At 72.8% G+C, this 16,569-nt stretch carries 15 protein-coding genes and 2 pseudogenes; 3 read left to right on the plus strand and 14 right to left on the minus strand.

Going from position 1 to position 16,569, the window contains the following annotated elements; genetic code table 11:
• Nucleotides 1-8 precede the first annotated feature (8 nt).
• The 11 genes and pseudogenes from ABGB05_RS15605 to ABGB05_RS15655 form a co-directional block, all read right to left on the minus strand.
• Nucleotides 9-665, minus strand: a complete 657-nt coding sequence (locus tag ABGB05_RS15605) for an MOSC domain-containing protein (protein WP_347654079.1) — start codon at nucleotides 663-665, stop codon at nucleotides 9-11.
• 105 nt (nucleotides 666-770) lie between these two features.
• The gene (locus tag ABGB05_RS15610) at nucleotides 771-1,610 is read right to left on the minus strand and encodes an NAD(P)-dependent oxidoreductase (RefSeq protein WP_347654081.1); all 840 of its coding nucleotides are present in this window, start codon (nucleotides 1,608-1,610) and stop codon (nucleotides 771-773) included.
• A gap of 125 nt (nucleotides 1,611-1,735) precedes the next feature.
• The gene (era, locus tag ABGB05_RS15615) at nucleotides 1,736-2,638 is read right to left on the minus strand and encodes a GTPase Era (RefSeq protein ID WP_347654083.1); all 903 of its coding nucleotides are present in this window, start codon (nucleotides 2,636-2,638) and stop codon (nucleotides 1,736-1,738) included.
• The gene (locus ABGB05_RS15620; RefSeq protein WP_347654085.1) at nucleotides 2,635-3,009 is read right to left on the minus strand and encodes a cytidine deaminase; all 375 of its coding nucleotides are present in this window, start codon (nucleotides 3,007-3,009) and stop codon (nucleotides 2,635-2,637) included. The genes era and ABGB05_RS15620 overlap by 4 nt, the downstream gene beginning before the upstream one ends.
• On the minus strand, nucleotides 3,002-4,486 hold the full coding sequence (locus ABGB05_RS15625) for a hemolysin family protein (protein ID WP_347654086.1): 1,485 nt from the start codon (nucleotides 4,484-4,486) through the stop codon (nucleotides 3,002-3,004). Before ABGB05_RS15625 ends, ABGB05_RS15620 begins: the two co-directional genes overlap by 8 nt.
• Before the next feature lie 32 nt (nucleotides 4,487-4,518).
• On the minus strand, nucleotides 4,519-4,986 hold the full coding sequence (gene ybeY, locus ABGB05_RS15630; protein WP_347654088.1) for an rRNA maturation RNase YbeY: 468 nt from the start codon (nucleotides 4,984-4,986) through the stop codon (nucleotides 4,519-4,521).
• 23 nt (nucleotides 4,987-5,009) lie between these two features.
• On the minus strand, nucleotides 5,010-5,483 hold the full coding sequence (locus tag ABGB05_RS15635) for a PhoH family protein (protein WP_347654152.1): 474 nt from the start codon (nucleotides 5,481-5,483) through the stop codon (nucleotides 5,010-5,012).
• A 153-nt stretch (nucleotides 5,484-5,636) separates the two neighbouring features.
• Nucleotides 5,637-6,455: pseudogene (locus ABGB05_RS15640) on the minus strand (LAGLIDADG family homing endonuclease); the annotation flags it as partial.
• Nucleotides 6,444-7,139 (minus strand): annotated as a pseudogene (locus ABGB05_RS15645) (PhoH family protein); the annotation flags it as partial. The pseudogenes ABGB05_RS15640 and ABGB05_RS15645, both read right to left, overlap by 12 nt.
• A gap of 197 nt (nucleotides 7,140-7,336) precedes the next feature.
• Nucleotides 7,337-8,737: a serine hydrolase domain-containing protein gene (locus ABGB05_RS15650; RefSeq protein ID WP_347654090.1), complete on the minus strand. Its 1,401-nt coding sequence runs from the start codon at nucleotides 8,735-8,737 to the stop codon at nucleotides 7,337-7,339.
• A gap of 88 nt (nucleotides 8,738-8,825) precedes the next feature.
• Nucleotides 8,826-9,182: a histidine triad nucleotide-binding protein gene (locus tag ABGB05_RS15655; protein WP_347654092.1), complete on the minus strand. Its 357-nt coding sequence runs from the start codon at nucleotides 9,180-9,182 to the stop codon at nucleotides 8,826-8,828.
• Between the two features lie 168 nt (nucleotides 9,183-9,350).
• Here ABGB05_RS15655 and ABGB05_RS15660 point away from each other — a divergent pair, with 168 nt between their 5' ends.
• Together ABGB05_RS15660 and ABGB05_RS15665 are read left to right on the plus strand one after the other, a co-directional pair.
• Nucleotides 9,351-10,481 (plus strand): pyridoxal phosphate-dependent aminotransferase, encoded by a 1,131-nt coding sequence (locus ABGB05_RS15660; protein ID WP_347654093.1) that lies wholly within the window; start codon nucleotides 9,351-9,353, stop codon nucleotides 10,479-10,481.
• Between the two features lie 7 nt (nucleotides 10,482-10,488).
• On the plus strand, nucleotides 10,489-11,250 hold the full coding sequence (locus tag ABGB05_RS15665; protein ID WP_347654096.1) for an SDR family oxidoreductase: 762 nt from the start codon (nucleotides 10,489-10,491) through the stop codon (nucleotides 11,248-11,250).
• A gap of 19 nt (nucleotides 11,251-11,269) precedes the next feature.
• Here the strand turns inward: ABGB05_RS15665 and ABGB05_RS15670 are convergent, their stop codons facing one another.
• Nucleotides 11,270-11,950: a hypothetical protein gene (locus tag ABGB05_RS15670; RefSeq protein WP_347654097.1), complete on the minus strand. Its 681-nt coding sequence runs from the start codon at nucleotides 11,948-11,950 to the stop codon at nucleotides 11,270-11,272.
• 65 nt (nucleotides 11,951-12,015) lie between these two features.
• Here ABGB05_RS15670 and ABGB05_RS15675 point away from each other — a divergent pair, with 65 nt between their 5' ends.
• Nucleotides 12,016-14,499, plus strand: a complete 2,484-nt coding sequence (locus ABGB05_RS15675; RefSeq protein ID WP_347654099.1) for a glycoside hydrolase family 3 C-terminal domain-containing protein — start codon at nucleotides 12,016-12,018, stop codon at nucleotides 14,497-14,499.
• 67 nt (nucleotides 14,500-14,566) lie between these two features.
• Here ABGB05_RS15675 and ABGB05_RS15680 read toward each other — a convergent pair whose 3' ends face one another.
• On the minus strand, nucleotides 14,567-15,307 hold the full coding sequence (locus ABGB05_RS15680) for a 16S rRNA (uracil(1498)-N(3))-methyltransferase (protein ID WP_347654101.1): 741 nt from the start codon (nucleotides 15,305-15,307) through the stop codon (nucleotides 14,567-14,569).
• Nucleotides 15,308-15,385: 78 nt separating this feature from the next.
• Nucleotides 15,386-16,522 carry a molecular chaperone DnaJ gene (gene dnaJ / locus ABGB05_RS15685; protein WP_347654153.1) on the minus strand — a complete coding sequence of 379 codons (1,137 nt, stop codon included), beginning with the start codon at nucleotides 16,520-16,522 and terminating at the stop codon, nucleotides 15,386-15,388.
• Nucleotides 16,523-16,569: the final 47 nt, after the last annotated feature.

Below are 16,569 nucleotides of genomic sequence, written 5' to 3' on the forward strand. Positions count from 1 at the left end.
GCGCGTGCTCACACGTCGAGCCGCTGCCGCAGCTTCTCCCGCATCCCCGCCGGGAGGTGCGGCACCGACAACAGGCGGGGCAGCAGCTCGGGCTCACGCGTCCAGGCCCGGAACCCCTCGGCGACGCTCACCCCGTGTTCGGGGCGGTCCAGCACCGTCACCCCGTCACCGGCCCGGACCTCGCCCGGCTCCACCACCCGCAGGTAGGCCCCCGGCCGGGCCTGCTCGGTGAACCGCCTGACCCACTGCGGTTCGGCCATCTTGAGCTGGAACGTGGCGCACGGGATGCGGGCGAAGGTGACCTGCAGCACCAGCGTCTCGCCGATCCGCCACCGCTCGCCGATCACCGCGCCGTTCACGTCAAGTCCGACCGTGGTGAGATTGTCGCCGAAGATGCCACCGGGCAGGTCGCGGCCGAGCTCCGCCGCCCACCAGTCGTAGTCCTCCCGGGCGTACGCGTACACCGCCTGGTCGTCACCGCCGTGGTGGGCCACGTCGAAGATCTGGTCGCCGACCAGCCCACTGCCGAGGCCGGTGGTCTTCGGGCCCGGCGCCCGGACCGGCACCGGCCCGTCGACCGGCTGCTTCCGGATTCCGGTGACCCCGACCCCCTTGGCGCTGTTCGGCTCCGGCACCGCCAGGTTGACCGACAGAATCCCGCCCATCCGCACACCCTTTCCACTGGTCCCCGGGAACGGTACGCGGTCCAGTGCCGCCCGCCGAGCGGATTTCGGGTGGTCACCGCCGCCCGCCGAGCGGATATCGGATGGTCAGTGCCGCTCACCGAGCGGATATCGGGTGAACTGCGCCCCGAGCAGCCCGTTGGTGCCGACCTCGTCCGGCAGCGGTCGGGCCCGGTCGGCGTTCGGCTCGGCGTCGTCGCGCGGCTCGTAGCCGATCTCCCGCCCCTCGGTCAGCGACCACCACCGACGGCTGTTCCGGCTGACGCCCCAGAGCACGCGGAACCCGGTCGCGCCCGTACGCAGGCAGACGTCGACCAGGCGCGCGCAGTCGTCCGGGGAGAGCCAGCCGTCGAGTCCCCGCAGCCCCGGCGGCTCCGGGAAGCAGGCCCCGATCCGCAACGCGAAGACGGTCATCCCGAACCGGTCCGCGTAGAGACTGCCGAGCGACTCGACGGCCGCCTTGGTCCAGCCGTAGTAGGAGTCCGGTCGCGGTGGCACCCCGGACGGCACCCCGTCCGGCCCGATCGGCGCCACCACCCCGGGCGGCTCCGGGCTGCTGTCAGGCTGGCGGTAGAAACCGGCGGCGTGGATCGAGGAGGCAAGTACGACCCGGCGCACCCCGGCCGACCGCGCCGCCTCCAGCACGTTGCGGGTGCCGGTCACGTTGACCGTCAGCAGCCTTTCCCAGGTGTCCTCGGTCGGGATCGCCGCCAGGTGCACCACCGCGTCCACGCCGGCACAGGCCGCCGCCAGCGCCGCCTGCTCGGCCAGGTCGGCCCGGACCAGCTCCACCCGCTCACCCGGACCGGCCGCCTCCTGGTCGACGACGTCGAGCAGGCGCAGGATCCGGTCCGTGGCGGCGAGCCGCGGCCGCAGATATCCGCCGATCCGGCCACCCGACCCGGTGACCAACACCCGTTCCGGCACGTCTACCGCCCCTCGCCGTGACGACGACCCCGCCCCGGTCGGGTTGGGGGCGGATCGCCCGCGTCGGGATCAAGCCTGACCGCCCAGAGCGGGTGATCGGCCCCCAACCCCCACCCGGAACCGGCTCAGAAGCCGAGCTTGCGGAGCTGCTTCGGATCCCGCTGCCAGTCCTTCGCCACCCGCACGTGCAGGTCGAGATAGATCCGGGTGCCGAGCAACTCCTCGATCTGCTGCCGGGCCCGGATGCCGACCTCCTTGAGCCGGCTGCCCCGGGCACCGATCACGATCGCCTTCTGGCTGGACCGCTCGACGTACACGTCGGCGTACACCTTCGTCACCCGGTCCTCGGGAATCATCTCCTCGACCACCACCGCGATCGAGTGCGGCAGCTCGTCGCGGACGCCCTCCAGCGCCGCCTCCCGGATCAGCTCGGCAACCAGCACCTGCTCCGGCTCGTCGGTGAGCATGTCGTCCGGGTAGAGCTGCGGAGACGGCGGAAGATGACCGGTCATCACGTCGACCAGCGTGTCGACCTGGTGGCCGGAGACCGCGCTGACCGGCACCACGTCCGCGAACTCGCCCAGCTCGCTGACCGCGAGCAGCTGTTCGGCCAACCGCTTCCGGTCGACCAGGTCGGTCTTGGTCACCACCGCCAGCACCGTGGCCTTGAGCTCGGCGAGCTCGCCGGTGATGAACCGGTCGCCCCGGCCGATCGGCTCGTCGGCCGGGATGCAGAGGCCGATCACGTCGACCTCGCTCCAGGTCTGCCGGACCAGGTCGTTGAGCCGCTCGCCGAGCAGCGTACGGGGCCGGTGCAGGCCGGGGGTGTCCACCAGGACCAGCTGCGAGTCGGGCCGGTGCAGGACCGCCCGGATCACGTGCCGGGTGGTCTGCGGCTTGTTCGAGGTGATCGCGATCTTCTGGCCGACGATGGCGTTGGTCAGGGTCGACTTGCCGGCGTTCGGGCGGCCGACGAAACAGGCGAAGCCCGCCCGGTAGTCGCCGCCTGCCTGGCGGTTCGCGGTCACTCGACCACCGTGCCGAGCACGGTGCCGTCCGGGGCGGCCACGTGCACGGGGGCGTCGGTCGACAGGTCCCGTACCGCGGCGTGCCCGGCCCCGTCCAGCGTGGACGCCTCGGTGACCACGGCGGCGGCCTCGAGCCGGGTGGCTCCGGCGGCGACCGCCGAGGCGACCGCCAACTGCAGCGCGGTGATGGTCAGCGACGGCAGCGACACGCTGGCCGCCGCGTAGGTACGCCCGTCCTGGTCGCGGACGGCCGCACCCTCGACCGCGCCGATCCTGGCCCGGGCTCCCCGGGCCAGGACCACCAGCTTGTTGTCCTCGGCGCTCAACTCGACCGCCGGTGGCGCGGTCGGGGCGGGGGACGACTCAGGCATCAGCGGGTTGCCTCTCCTCGGACCGGGAGTGTTCCTCCCGGGTCGGTTGTGCCGCCCGGAACTCGGGATCGGTACGGGTCTGCTGGTCGGGGTCCCGGTCGCCGTCCCGGTCACGCGAACGGTCCGGGTCCCGGTCACGCGAGCGGTCGTGGTCCCGGTCGTCGGTCTCGGTCACCCGACGGACCAGTACGGAGTCGATGTGGTTCCGCCGACCTGTGGTGCCCTCGGCGAGCAGCCGCAGGCCGCCCACCTCCGCCTCGGCCCCGGGGATCGGCACCCGGCCGAGCGCCTGGGCGAGAAGTCCACCGACGGTCTCCACCTCGTCGGCCGGCAGCTCCACGTCGAACAGTTCGCCGAGGGTCTCGACCGGCAGCCGGGCGGTGACCCGGACCTCGTTGTCGTCGAGCCGCTCGACCGGCGGCCGTTCGACGTCGTACTCGTCGGTGATCTCGCCGACGATCTCCTCCAGAATGTCCTCGATGGTGACCAGGCCGCCGGTGCCGCCGTACTCGTCGACGACGATCACCATGTGGGTCCGGGCCGCCTGCATCTCGGAGAGCAGGTCGTCGACCGGCTTCGACTCGGGCACGAAGGTAGCCGCCCGCATCACCTCGGCGACCGGCCGCTCCTCGCCGTCCGGGGCACCGCCCCGGGTCTGCCGGATCACGTCCTTGAGGTAGAGCACGCCGAGCACGTCGTCGACGCTCTCCCCGATCACCGGGATCCGGGAGAAACCGGAGCGGAGGAAGAGCACCAGCGCCTGGGACAGCTTCTTGTCCGCCTCGATCCAGACCATCTCGGTACGCGGCACCATCACCTCGCGGACGATGGTGTCGCCGAGCGCGAAGACCGAATGGATCATCTGCCGCTCGCCGTGCTCCACCACACCGCGCTGCTCGGCCAGGTCGACCAGCTCCCGCAACTCCACCTGGGTGGCGAACGGGCCCTCCCGGAACCCCCGGCCGGGGGTGACCGCGTTGCCGATCAGGATCAGCAGCGAGGCGAGCGGGTTCAGCACCCGGCCCAGCCAGCGGACCACCGGCGCGGTGACCCGGCCGACCGCGTACGCGTGCTGCCGGCCGATGGTGCGCGGCGCGACACCGACGACCACGAAGCTGACCACGGTCATCGCGCCGGCGGTGACCAGCGCGGCGGTCACGCCGGCGCCGAAGGTGTCGACCGCGACCAACGCGACCAGCACCGTCGCGGTCAGCTCGCAGAGCAGGCGCAGCAACAGCAGCAGGTTGATGTGCCGGGCCGCGTCGGTGGCGACGATCTGCAGGGTACGGGCCCCGCGTACGCCGTCCCGGGCGAGTTCCCCGGCCCGGGCCGGGGAGACCGCGCCCAAGGCCGCGTCCGCCATCGCGACGATCCCGGCGAGTACCACCAGGGCGGCGGCGAAGAAGATCAGCTGCAGGTCGGGCAGGCCGGTTGCCGGGGAACCGGCCGCGGCCAGCGGGGCGGACGGGAGGCCCACCGCGCCGGCCAGGGTGGCTAAGTGACCGGGCATCAGTGGGCCCGGGTCGCGCGCCAGCCGTCGAGGAGGCGGGCCTGCAGTCCGAACATCTCCCGCTCCTCCTCCGGCTCGGCGTGGTCGTAGCCGAGCAGGTGCAGCACACCGTGCACGGTCAACAGGTGCAGTTCGTCGGCGGCCGAGTGCCCGGCGGTGGCGGCCTGCTTGGCGGCCACCTCCGGGCAGAGCACGATGTCGCCGAGCAGCGCCGGCTCGCCGCCGTTCACCTCACCCGGCCCGTGGTCGACACTGCCCTCGTCCATGGGGAAGGCGAGGACGTCGGTGGGTCCGTCCCCACCCATCCAGCGGTGGTTGAGTTCGGTCATGTAGTCGACGTCGACGAGCAGCACCGACAACTCGGCCAGGGAGTTCACCCCCATCTCGTCGAGGGCGTACCGGGCGACGGCGAGCACCGCGTCGGTGTCGACGGGCGTACCCGACTCGTTGGCGATCTCGATGGACAACTTGTTTCTTTCCTCTGCTGCAGTCAGCGGCGGCGGCCGGCCCGGCCGCCGTGGGCGGTACGGCCCGGCACGGCGTGCACGCCCTGGCCCTGCTGGGACTCCCGTTCGGCGTCCCAGCGGGCGTACGCGTCCACGATCTCACTCACCAGCCGGTGCCGTACGACGTCGGAGCTGGAGAGCTGGGCGAAGTGCACGTCGTCGACGCCGTCCAGGATCTCCCGTACGGCACGCAGCCCGCTGGTCGTCCCGCCGGGCAGGTCGACCTGGGTGACGTCACCGGTGACCACGATCTTGGAGCCGAAGCCCAGTCGGGTGAGGAACATCTTCATCTGCTCGGGCGTGGTGTTCTGCGCCTCGTCGAGGATGATGAACGCGTCGTTGAGCGTGTTGTGGGTGACCAGGAAGTCGTCGGTGACATACAGCGAGTCCTCCGCCGCAACCTGGATGCACATCGTCTCCTGCACGCCGGCCGGGAGGATCGAGTCGATGTAACGCATCGGCCGACCACTGCCGTGCTGCTCGTACAGGCGGCGCTTGCGGGCCAGACGGAACGGTGGGACGCCCTCGGGCAGCCGGATCTCGACGACGTAGGCATCGGCCCGGTACGGAACGGGACGCCCCTTGGCCAGGCCGGGCTTGCGCCCCTCGGCCGGGCGGACCCGCCACGAGGCGACCCCGCCGAGCGACCGGACCAGGAAGACCACGTCGTCGCGCAGCCGCGGGGAGGTCGTGCTGTACTGCACCCGACAGGTGCGCCCCGCCTGGGCGACCGGCCCGCCGTCGCTGTCCAGCAGTCCCTGGAGGACGGCCAACCGGACGTCCACGCTGTTGTTCCGGTACACGTCGGGCACGAACTTGGTCCCGGACTTGCTCCCCGCCAGGCCCAACTCGCGGAGCGCGACCGTCACCGGGTTCGCGACGATCACACCACCGCGATGGCCGTTGACGTGCCGGAGGACGTAGTCGACCTCACTCTTACGGACCAGTTCGATGTCGACGAGCGCCGCTTCGAGCGCGACCGCGAGCTCGGGATCCGACGTCGCGAATCCGGGAGTCGACCGGGACGAGATGGAGCCGTCGCCGAGCAGCAGACCGAGCGCGTACGGGTCGAGCGGTACGTCCCGGGATTCCATCTGCACCGGCGCCACCACCGGGAGTTCGTACCGGTGGATGTGGCCACGCCACTCCTGGCCGATCATCTCCTGGGTCTCCAGGGTCCGCCGGACCCCGCGCCGTTTGTCCTCCGGAGTCGCGACGGTCCAGAGGTGCTCGCCGCAGCAGAGGGTCGACGCCCCGTCCTGGGTGGTGACGCGGTAGACCTGCTTGGGTCCCTGCGGGTAGATGCCGATCACCGGCGTGGGCATCCCGTTCGAGCCGATGACCAGGTCGCCGATCCGAAGCGACCCGAACGGCTTGAATCCCTCCGGCGTGAGGACCCGGGCGTCGTACGGCTGTGCACGGCCCCGCATGTATGCCAGCGGGGCGACCTCGATCGTCCCGGCGGCCATCAGCTTCGGGATCGACTCGGGGTCGAGCATGTCGTGCAGCGCGTCGTAGAGCGGGCGCAGGTACGGGTCGATCTTCTCGGAGAGGGTGCCGGGCAGGAAGCCGAGCCGCTCGCCGGCCTCGACCGCCGGGCGGGTCAGGATGATCCGGTTGACCTGCTTGGCCTGCAGCGCCTGGACGGCCTTCGCCATCGCGAGGTACGTCTTGCCGGTACCGGCGGGGCCGATGCCGAAGATGATGGTGTGTTGGTCGATCGCGTCGACGTACCGCTTCTGGCCGAGGGTCTTGGGCCGGATGGTGCGTCCGCGCCGGGACAGGATGTTGAGCGTCAGCACCTCGGCGGGGCGCTCGGTGCCGCCCTGCTCGATCATGCCGAGGGTACGCCGCACGGCGTCGGTGGTCAGGGTCTCGCCTTTCTCGATCAACTCGAGCAGCTCGGTGAAGAGCCGCTCCGCGAAGGCATTGTCGCCGGGGGCGCCGGTGACGGTGATCTCGTTGCCCCGGACATGCACGTCACTGGTGATCGACCGCTCGATCAGTCGCAGGATCTCGTCGCCCGCGCCGAGCAGATTAACCATGATCTTGGGGTCGGGGACCGTGATCCTGGTCTGCACCCGGGGCTGCCCGGGGGGTGGGGTACCGGTCATGGGTCGGGCCAGCGGCCCTGTGCCACCTGCTCTCGATCTCGGTGCCGCGCCCTGGTGGCGCAGCGTGCGAACGTTGCAGTCATCGTATCTGTTCAACACCGACGGCACGCTGCCCATTTCCGCCGGGACGGTCAGCCGTGTCAGGTGTCGGCAAGGGGCCCCATCGGGTACCGAAAACGATGATAAGGGCCCGTTCCCTACACCTGGCGGAAGTTGAAGCGGTCGAACGTCTCCTGGTGGCGGGTGAACCGGTAGGTCGCCCAATGCAGCACGACCACGTCGCCGCGGTCGTCGCGGGTGAGACGGAGGAGTTCACCGACCTCCCGACCGGAGACCGTCCGCAGCACGTCGGGGCGGTCCGGGAGGGGTTCGAAGACCGCGGGCGGCTTGCCCGCCGGGTCGTCGGCGGCCCGGGCCCGCAGGGTGCCGTCCCGCCAGTGGAAGACGTACTCGAAACCCTCGCCCCACCAGCGGCCGAGCATCCCCCGGTACGGCGGCGGCGCCGGCTCGCCCGGAACCCACGGCATGATCTCGGCCGGGTCGTCCTCGGCGGAGGCGGCCAGCAGCTGGTGGCTCAGGTCGTTCACCGCCGTGCCGGTGCCGGAGGAGCCGAGCACGGCGCAGCCCAGCGCCGGCGGGCCGGCGGTGCCGCCGCGCCGACCGTAGACGCTGGCCAGGAAGCCCGGCATCGCGCCGTCGTGCCCGACGTGACTGATCCGCTCGCCGCCGGCCGACCGCACCCCGGTCGGCCCGGTCTGCGGCACCAGGATCAGACCGAGGCCGAACCCGGCGGACCAGAGCGCCTCGTCGGTGGTGGTCGCCGGCCAGCGCATCTCGTCGAGGGTCGCCGGACGGAGCACGGCGCCGTCCGGGTCGACCGCCGCCGGGTCGGCCAGGAAGGCCGCCCAGCGGGCCATGTCCGCGGCGGTGCTCCAGAGCTGGGCGGCGGGCCCGACCGCGCCGAGGTCGGTGTTCGGCTCCGGCCTGGCGTGGTCGGAGTAGGCGTCGACCAGGAAGCCGGTCGCCGCGTCCGGCGGCGGGGCGAGGCTGGTGTCGGCGAGCCCGAGCGGGCGCAGGATCCGGTCGGCGAGGACCTCGGCCCAGGCACCGCCGCGCAGCCGGGCGACGACCTGGCCGGCCAGCGCGACGCCGAGGTTGGAGTAGTGGAAACGGCGGGCCGGGGGCAGCACCCGCTCGGCCCGGGCCAGGTCGGCGAGAAGTTCCGTCACGTCCGGAGTGTGCAGGGTGTCCCAGATGTCCCCGTACGGCTCGCGTTGCACCCCGGAGGTGTGTGACAGCAGCCGACGTACGGTCAGTTCCCCGTGCGCCGGGACGTCGAGATGTGCCGAGATCGGGTCGTCGAGGTCGAGCAGCCCGTCGTCGCGGCACTGCATCACGAGGACCGCGGTGAAGGTCTTGGTGACCGAGCCGATCCGGAAGGCGGTCCGGCTGCTCAGCGGGGCGTCGTTCCCGGTGGTGCCCACCGTGCAGGTCCAGAGCGGCCGGTCGGCCCGGTGCAGCGCGACCGAGACCGCCGGTATCCGCGACTCCGCCTGTGCCTGCCGCACCACACGCTCGTACCGCTGACTGATCCCCATCGCCCATCGCCCCCTCGTGCCAGGCCAGGACACTGGTATACCGGCTGGTCCGCCGGCCCCCGACACCGGGTGCCGGCGGGGCGCCGGGTCAGCGGGACCGCATCGGTCCGAGCGGCTCGCCGCCGAGCACGTGCGCGTGCGCGTGAAAGACCTCCTGGCCGCCGTACGGGCCGGTGTTGAAGATCAGGCGGAAGCCGTCGGCGAGCAGCCCCTCGGTCTCCGCCACCACCGCCGCCGTGCCGAGCACCTCGCCGGCCAGCGCCGGGTCCGCCTGGGCGAGCGTCGCCACGTCGGCGTAGTGCTCCTTCGGGATCACCAGTACGTGCACCGGTGCCTGCGGCCCGATGTCCCGGAAGGCCAACGTGTTCCCGGTCTCCCGTACCACGGTCGCCGGGATCTCCCCGGCGACGATCCGGCAGAACAGACAGTCGCGGTTGCTCTCCATGCCCGGCATCGTAGGGTGTCGTCCCGGCCGCCCGGCGCCTCCCCGGCCGCCGGGTCGGGCGTGCCGCGTCTGTCGGGCGGTGACCGGGAGTACGGCGGCGCGTGGTCGAACCAGTTGGGCGGGATTGGCTCTGTCCCGGCCGGGTCGGGACTGGCGACCCTGGACACCATGACCGTCTTCGCGTCGAGCCCGATGACCACCCTGATCGACGTTCCGGTGCGCTACGACCTCGCCGAGAGCACCTGTCCGCCGTTGACCACCGGTGACCTCGCCGGAGCCGAACTGGTCGCGAACCTGCCGCTCGGCTACGGCACGTCCCGCGGCGACGCCGAGCTGCGGGCACTGGTCGCCGCCGACACCGGGGTCGCGCCGGACCAGGTCCTGGTGACGGTCGGCGCGATCGAGGCGATGTTCCTGGTCGCGCAGGCCACCTGCGGGCCCGGCGACCGGGTGCTGCTCGCGACACCGTGCTTCCCGCCGGCCCGGACCGTGCCGGAGGGGCTCGGGGCGCGGGTGGACGTCCTGCCGCTGTCGTTCGACGACGGCTATCGGCTGCCGTTGGACCGGCTGGCCGGCGCGCTGACGCCGGCGACCCGCCTGGTGTCCGTGGCGTCACCACAGAACCCGTCGGGCGTCCGGTTCACCGAGGAGGAGCTGCGTACGCTGCTCGCCGTCGTCGCGGAGTCCGCGCCGGAGGCCGTACTGCTGGTCGACGAGACGTACCGCGCCGCCACGTACGGTGGGTCACCGGTCCCCCGGTCGGTCGCCGCGCTGTCCCCGCGGATCGTCACCTGCTCCTCGCTCTCCAAGGCGCACGGGGCGCCGGGGCTGCGGGTCGGCTGGTTGACCACGACCGACGCCGACCTCTACGAACGCCTCCGGGAGGCCAAGTTCCTCAGTACGATCGCCTGCCCCACCCTCGACGAGTTCCTCGCCGCCCGGCTCCTCCGGCGGCAGACCGAACTTCTCCGGCCCCGTGCCGCACGGCTGCGGCAGGCGCTCGACGAGCTGGTCGGCTGGGCCCGGGCACACCGGCTGGAGATCGTCGCGCCGGACGGCGGCGCGATGTGCTGCCTGCGTCTGCCGGCCGACCGGTTCGCCGACGACACCGTCGCGGAGTTCCACGCCCGCCTCGCCGAGCGGGACACCCGGGTCGCGCCCGGCTCCTGGTTCGGCGAGTCGGACCGGGTCTTCCGGGTCGGTTTCGGCCACCTGCCGCCCGCCGACTTCAGCGCGGCGCTCGACCGCCTCGCGGACGCGCTTCCCCGGCAACGGAGCACGGCGGAGGCTGCGGCATGATGATCAGATGACGGGACGTGCGGTACTGGTGACGGGGGCCTCCCGGGGCATCGGGCGGGCGGTGGCGACGGCCTTCGCCGCCGGCGGGGACCGGGTGGCCGTACACCACCGGGACTCGACGTCACTGGCCGAGCAGCTCGTCGCGGACCTGCCCGGCGACGGACACGTCGTGGTCCGGGCCGACCTCGCCGACCCGGGCGAGGTACGGAGCATGGTGGACGAGGCGGCGGAGCGGCTCGGCGGGCTCGACGTACTGGTCAACAACGCCGGGGTGTTCGGCGGGGTGGACGACCCGCACCCGGTCTTCGGGACCTCCTACGAGCAGTGGCAGCGGCAGTGGCGGCGGATCCTCGACGTCAACCTGCTCGGGGCCGCCAACACGATCTGGTGCGCGGCGCCGTACCTGCGCGAGCGGCGGGGCCGGATCGTCAACGTCTCGTCCCGGGGCGCCTTCCGCGGCGAGCCGACCCAGCCTGCGTACGGGGCCAGCAAGGCGGCGTTGAACTCGCTCGGGCAGTCGCTGGCGGTGGCCCTCGCCCCGTACGGCATCGCGGTCGCCACGGTGGCGCCCGGTTTTGTCGAGACCGACATGACCAACGAACACCTGAAGGCACCGCGCGGGGACGCGATCCGGGCGCAGAGCCCGTTCAACCGGGTGGCCCGCCCGGAGGAGATCGCCGCGGCCGTGCACTGGCTCGCCTCGCCGGAGGCGGAGTGGGCCTCGGGCACGATCGTCGACCTGAACGGCGCGTCGTACCTGCGGACCTGAGCTTCCGACCGGAGCCCGGTCAGCGGTCCCAGTCGTGCAGTACCGCCTGCGCGTAGGCGACCCGGTGGTCCAGCCGCCGGGGGTCGAGGTGGTAGACCTTGTTGACGCCCCGGTACTCCAGCGCCGTGCCGTGTCCCGGCGCACGCCACCGGGTCCGGGTCGGCCCGTCCGGCATGTCGCCGCCGCCGGAGCTGAGGATCATGGACACCACGATGGCGGCGTAACACGGGATCCACAGTGGCGCGAACACCACGTACACCAGCCAGGTGTACCAGCTGCCGACCCGGCCGGTGTAGGTCGGCGCACCGGGGGCGGCGGGAGTCAGGGTCCACCGGATCCGGCGCGGCCACGGCCACGGCCAGAACCGGCCGGGCCGGCGGGTGATGGTGGCCAGTGGGAAACCGTCCGGCCCGCTGACCTGGTAGCTCTCCGGTCCGGTCGGCTGGACCGTGCAGAGGATGTTGTTGTCCGGCAGGCTGCGGATCGTGAACGGTAGCCGGGGCAGGACGACGGCCTTCTTCGCACCGCGCGGCGCCGAGGCCCGGGCGAGGTTGAGGTTGTGCCGACCGGCGCCCCAGGTCTTGATGTCACCGTTGCCGCCGTGCACCGTCAGCCCGAACGACCAGCGGGATTCCGTCGCGCCGTCCGGGTCGTACGGTCCGGCCTGGTGTGTTGTTCCGATCCCGTCCACGCCGGGCATGCTTTCATGATCGACTCAGCGGGTCAACGGAGGCGCCGGCCGGTAGCCTTCCCTACACTCGGTCGATGGGACGAGAGATCGAAGCCGCGGTCGAGCGGGCCCTGTCCGCACTGGACCTGGCGACGAAGGTACGGCTCCTCTCCGGTCGGGACTTCTGGACCCTGCCCGGCATACCGGAGATCGGCCTCGGTCCGCTGGTGATGTCGGACGGCCCGATCGGCGTACGCGGCATCCGGTGGCAGCCGGACAATCCCTCGATCGCCCTGCCCAGCCCGACCGCGCTCGCCGCCACCTGGGACCCGGGACTGGCCCGGCGGGTCGGCCGGCTGCTCGCCGCCGAGTGCCGCCGCAACGGCATCCACCTGCTGCTCGCCCCGACCGTCAACCTGCACCGCAGCCCGCTCGGCGGCCGGCACTTCGAGTGCTACTCGGAAGATCCGCTGCTCACCGCCGAGATCGGCGTCGGTTATGTGACCGGGTTGCAGGAGTGCGGGGTCGGCGCCACGGTGAAACACCTCGTCGCGAACGACTCGGAGACCGAGCGGATGACGGTCGACGTCCGGGTCTCCGACCGGGCACTGCGGGAGCTCTACCTCGCCCCGTTCGAGCGGATCGTCGCCGCCGGCGTCTGGGCGGTGATGGCGGCGTACAACGGGGTCAACGGGGCCACCATGACCGAGCACCGGCCACTCCTGACGGACCTGCTGAAGCGGGAGTGGGGGTTCGACGGGATCGTCGTCTCGGACTGGACCGCCGCGCGGAGCACGGTGGCCAGCGCCGACGCCGGGCTCGACGTGGTGATGCCGGCCGCCGGCGACCCGTGGGGCGACGCGCTGGTCGCCGCGGTCCGCGCCGGCACCGTCGCCGAGACCGTCGTCGACGACAAGGTACGTCGGGTGCTCCGGCTCGCCGCCCGGGTCGGACTGCTCGCGGGAGCGCCGGAGAACGCCGGCGCGATGCCGGAGCGGGACAGCGCCGGCGCGGTGCCGGAGCGGGACGGCGCCGCCCTGGCCCGCGAGGTGGCGACCCGGTCGATCGTGCTGGCCCGCAACACCGGTGACCTGCTGCCGGTGGACGCCGGGCGGCTGCGCCGGGTCGCGGTCCTCGGTGCGCTCGCCGACGACGCCCGGATCCAGGGCGGCGGAAGTGCCCAGGTCTCGCCGCCGTACGTGGTCTCACCACTCGCCGGACTGACCGCCGCCCTGCCCGACGTCGCCGTCGACCACGCGGTCGGCGCCGACCCGCGCCCCCGGCTCCGGCCGGCCGGCGGCCCCGGCTGGGGCCCGATCGTCGCCACGTTGCGGGCCGCTGACGGCCGTGAGCTGCACCGGGCGGAACTCGATCGGGCGACGGTGCGCTGGATGGGTGAGCTTCCCGAGGGGGTGCCGCCGGTCGAGGTGGACCGGGTGGAGATCACCGCCCGGTACACGCCGTCGCGCGGCGGCCGGCACCGGTTCGCGCTGCACGGTTTCGGGGAGTTCCTGCTCTCGGTCGGGGGCGTGGAACTCTTCGCCGGTCCGCTCTTCGACGACGCCGACGGCCCGTCAACGGTCTTTTTCTCCACCGTGGAGCGCCGGTTCGACGTGGCGCTGACCGCCGGCGAACCGGTCGAGGTGCTGGTCAGCCGGACGGTGTCGCGGGAGCGGAACGGTTTCGTGTCGGTCAGCCTCGGCCACCAGGCGCCGACCGGGAACCGGGCCGGCGGGCCGGCCGAGGACGGCGAACCGGACGGCGACGAGGCGGAGGCGCTGCTGGTCGAGGCGGTCCGGGTGGCGGCCGACGCCGACCTGGCGGTGGTGGTGGTCGGCACCACCGAGGAGGTGGAGTCGGAAGGCTTCGACCGGAGCACGCTGGCCCTGCCGGGCCGACAGGACGACCTGGTCCGCCGGGTGACGGCGGCCAATCCCCGTACGGTGGTCGTGGTGAACGCCGGCTCCCCAGTCCTGATGCCCTGGGTCGACGAGGTGGCGGCAGTCCTGCTCACCTGGTTTCCCGGCCAGGAGGCGGGACATGCGCTCGCCGACGTCCTGCTCGGCCGGGCGGAGCCCGGCGGACGGCTGCCCACCACCTGGCCGCGTCGTCCCGAGGACTGTCCCGCTCTCGACGTCACCCCGGTCGACGGCGTACTCGACTACTCCGACGACGTGCTCGTCGGCTACCGGGGCTGGCGGGCGGAGCCGCTCTTCCCGTTCGGGCACGGGATCGGCTACACCGACTGGGCGTACCGGTCGCTGTCGGTCGAGGACGGACCGGCCGGGCCGGTCGCGGTGGTCACCGTGGCGAACACCGGTCGCCGCCCGGGCGCCGAGGTGGTGCAGCTGTACGTCGGCCCGGCGCACCCGGAGCCCGACCGGCCGGTACGGTGGCTCGCCGGTTTCGCCCGGGCCGAGGCCGACCCCGGTGAGCCGGTGACCGTACGGGTGCCGCTGCCGGTGCGGGGCTTCCAGGTCTGGACGGAGCACGGCTGGCGTACCCGGACCGGTCGTTACCGGCTCGAGGCGGCCCGCAGTGTCGCCGACCGACGGCTCAGCGTCCTCTTCGAGGTCTGACCGGTCACGGGACGCCGGCCCTCACCAGCGGCCGCGCCTCGTCACCGGCAGCCGGGACGGCGCCCCGTCACCAGCGGCCGAGCCGGACGGAGAGTACGGCGAGCGCGGCGACGCCGGCGGTGGAGGTCCGCAGCACCTCGGCGCCGAGCCGGACCGGCACCCCGCCGGCCGAGGTCAGGGTGGTCAACTCCTCCGGGGCGATGCCGCCCTCCGGGCCGACCACCAGCACGATCTCGCCGTGCTCCGGCAGCGTCACGGTGGCGAGCCGCTGCTCCGCCTCCTCGTGCAGGACGAGTGCGGTGGCGCCGACGAACCGCTGGGTCACCGTCGCCAGGGACGCCGCCGGCACCGACGACGATCCGCCGACCGCCGGCAGCCAGGAGCGGCGTGCCTGCTTGGCCGCCTCCCGGACCGTCGCCACCCAGCGGTCCCGGGCCCGGGCGCCGCGTTCGGCCCGCCACTGGGCGACCGAGCGGCCCGCCGCCCAGGGGACGATCTCGTCCACCCCGACCTCGGTCATCGACTGTACGGCCAGTTCGGCCCGCTCCCCCTTGGGAATGCCCTGTACGACGACGAGCCGGGGGTCGGGCGGGTCGACGTACCGCCGGGTGGTGACGGAGGCGGTCAGGGTGCCCCGGCCGACGGCGGTGACCACGGCGGTGGCCGTGCCGCCCCGCCCGTCGGCGAGCAGCAGTTCCTCGCCGGTCCGCAGCCGTTGCACGGTCGCGGCGTGGTGGCCTTCGGGTCCGTCCAGCGTGACGACGTCGGCCGACGGCAGCGACTCGACCAGGAACAACGGGGCACTCACGCCGAGCAGGTTAACCCACCGGCGTCCAGCCGCTGCTGATTCGGCCCCGGCAGCGGCCGGATCAGCCGGCGGGTCGGATCAGCCGTGGCCGTTGAAGGCGTCGCGCATCCGGGAGAAGAAGCCGCCCTGCTTGCTGAGCTCGGCGACCTCCTCGCCCCGGGTCTTGGCGAACTCGCGCAGCATCCGTTCCTGGTCGGCGTCGAGCTTGGTCGGCGTCCGGACGTCGAGGTGCACGTAGAGGTCGCCCCGGCCGGTGCCGCGCAGGTGCGGTACGCCCCGGGCCCGCAGCCGCAGCGTCGACCCGGGCTGGGTACCCGGCTTCACGTCGACCGGCTCCTCGCTGTCCAACGTCTTGATGGTCAGCCGGGTGCCGAGCGCCGCCGCGGTCATCGGCACGGTGACCCGGCAGTGCAGGTCGTCACCCTTGCGGGAGTAGACGTCGTGCGGACGCTCGTGGATCTCGACGTACAGGTCACCGGCGGTGCCGCCACCGGGGCCGACCTCACCCTGCTGGGCGAGCCGGATCCGCATGCCGTCCTCGACCCCGGCCGGGATCTTGACGGTCAGCGACCGCCGGGTCCGGACCCGGCCGTCACCGGCGCAGGTGGGGCAGGCGTGCGGGATGATCGTGCCGTAGCCCTGGCAGACGGTGCAGGGCCGGGACGAGACGACCTGGCCGAGGAAGGTCCGCTGCACCGACTGGACCTCGCCGCGCCCACCGCACGCCTCACAGGTGGAGAGGTGGGTGCCGGGTGCGGTGCCGGCGCCGGAACAGGTCGTGCAGAGCACCGCGGTGTCGACGGTGATCGGCGCCTCCACCCCGAACGCGGTCTCGTGCAGGTCGAGTTCCAGCCGGAGGATGGCGTCGGCGCCGGGCCGGGTACGCGGTCGCGGCCCCCGGGAACCACCGGCGGCCCCGAAGAACGCGTCCATGATGTCCTGGAAGCCGACGAAGGGACCACCGGCACCGCCCGGTCCGGGGGCTCCGCCGCCGCCCGGCGCGAGCGGGTCCCCGCCGAGGTCGACGATCTGCCGCTTCTGGTCGTCGGAGAGGACCTCGTACGCGGCGTTGATCTCCTTGAACTTCTCGTGTGCCTCCGGGTCCGGATTCACATCCGGGTGGTACTGCCGCGCCAGCTTGCGGTAGGCACGCTTGATCTCGTCGTCGGAGGCGTCCCGGCTGACGCCGAGAATCCCGTAGTAGTCCCTGGCCACTGCGTTCCGTGTCCTCATGTCTGTCTCGCGTTACCGTCCGCCGGTCG

The organism is Plantactinospora sp. B5E13, from assembly GCF_039871775.1.
Taxonomy (GTDB): domain Bacteria; phylum Actinomycetota; class Actinomycetes; order Mycobacteriales; family Micromonosporaceae; genus Plantactinospora.

Bases quoted from the DNA above. Each gene is read 5' to 3' on its own strand.
- ABGB05_RS15620 (WP_347654085.1), bottom strand. From the start codon at position 3,009: ATGCCTGAGTCGTCCCCCGCCCCGACCGCGCCACCGGCGGTCGAGTTG.
- ABGB05_RS15665 (WP_347654096.1), top strand. From the start codon at position 10,489: ATGACGGGACGTGCGGTACTGGTGACGGGGGCCTCCCGGGGCATCGGG.
- ABGB05_RS15655 (WP_347654092.1), bottom strand. From the start codon at position 9,182: ATGGAGAGCAACCGCGACTGTCTGTTCTGCCGGATCGTCGCCGGGGAG.
- ABGB05_RS15635 (WP_347654152.1), bottom strand. From the start codon at position 5,483: ATGCGTTACATCGACTCGATCCTCCCGGCCGGCGTGCAGGAGACGATG.
- ABGB05_RS15670 (WP_347654097.1), bottom strand. From the start codon at position 11,950: ATGCCCGGCGTGGACGGGATCGGAACAACACACCAGGCCGGACCGTAC.
- ABGB05_RS15650 (WP_347654090.1), bottom strand. From the start codon at position 8,737: ATGGGGATCAGTCAGCGGTACGAGCGTGTGGTGCGGCAGGCACAGGCG.
- ABGB05_RS15675 (WP_347654099.1), top strand. From the start codon at position 12,016: ATGGGACGAGAGATCGAAGCCGCGGTCGAGCGGGCCCTGTCCGCACTG.
- ABGB05_RS15605 (WP_347654079.1), bottom strand. From the start codon at position 665: ATGGGCGGGATTCTGTCGGTCAACCTGGCGGTGCCGGAGCCGAACAGC.
- ABGB05_RS15660 (WP_347654093.1), top strand. From the start codon at position 9,351: ATGACCGTCTTCGCGTCGAGCCCGATGACCACCCTGATCGACGTTCCG.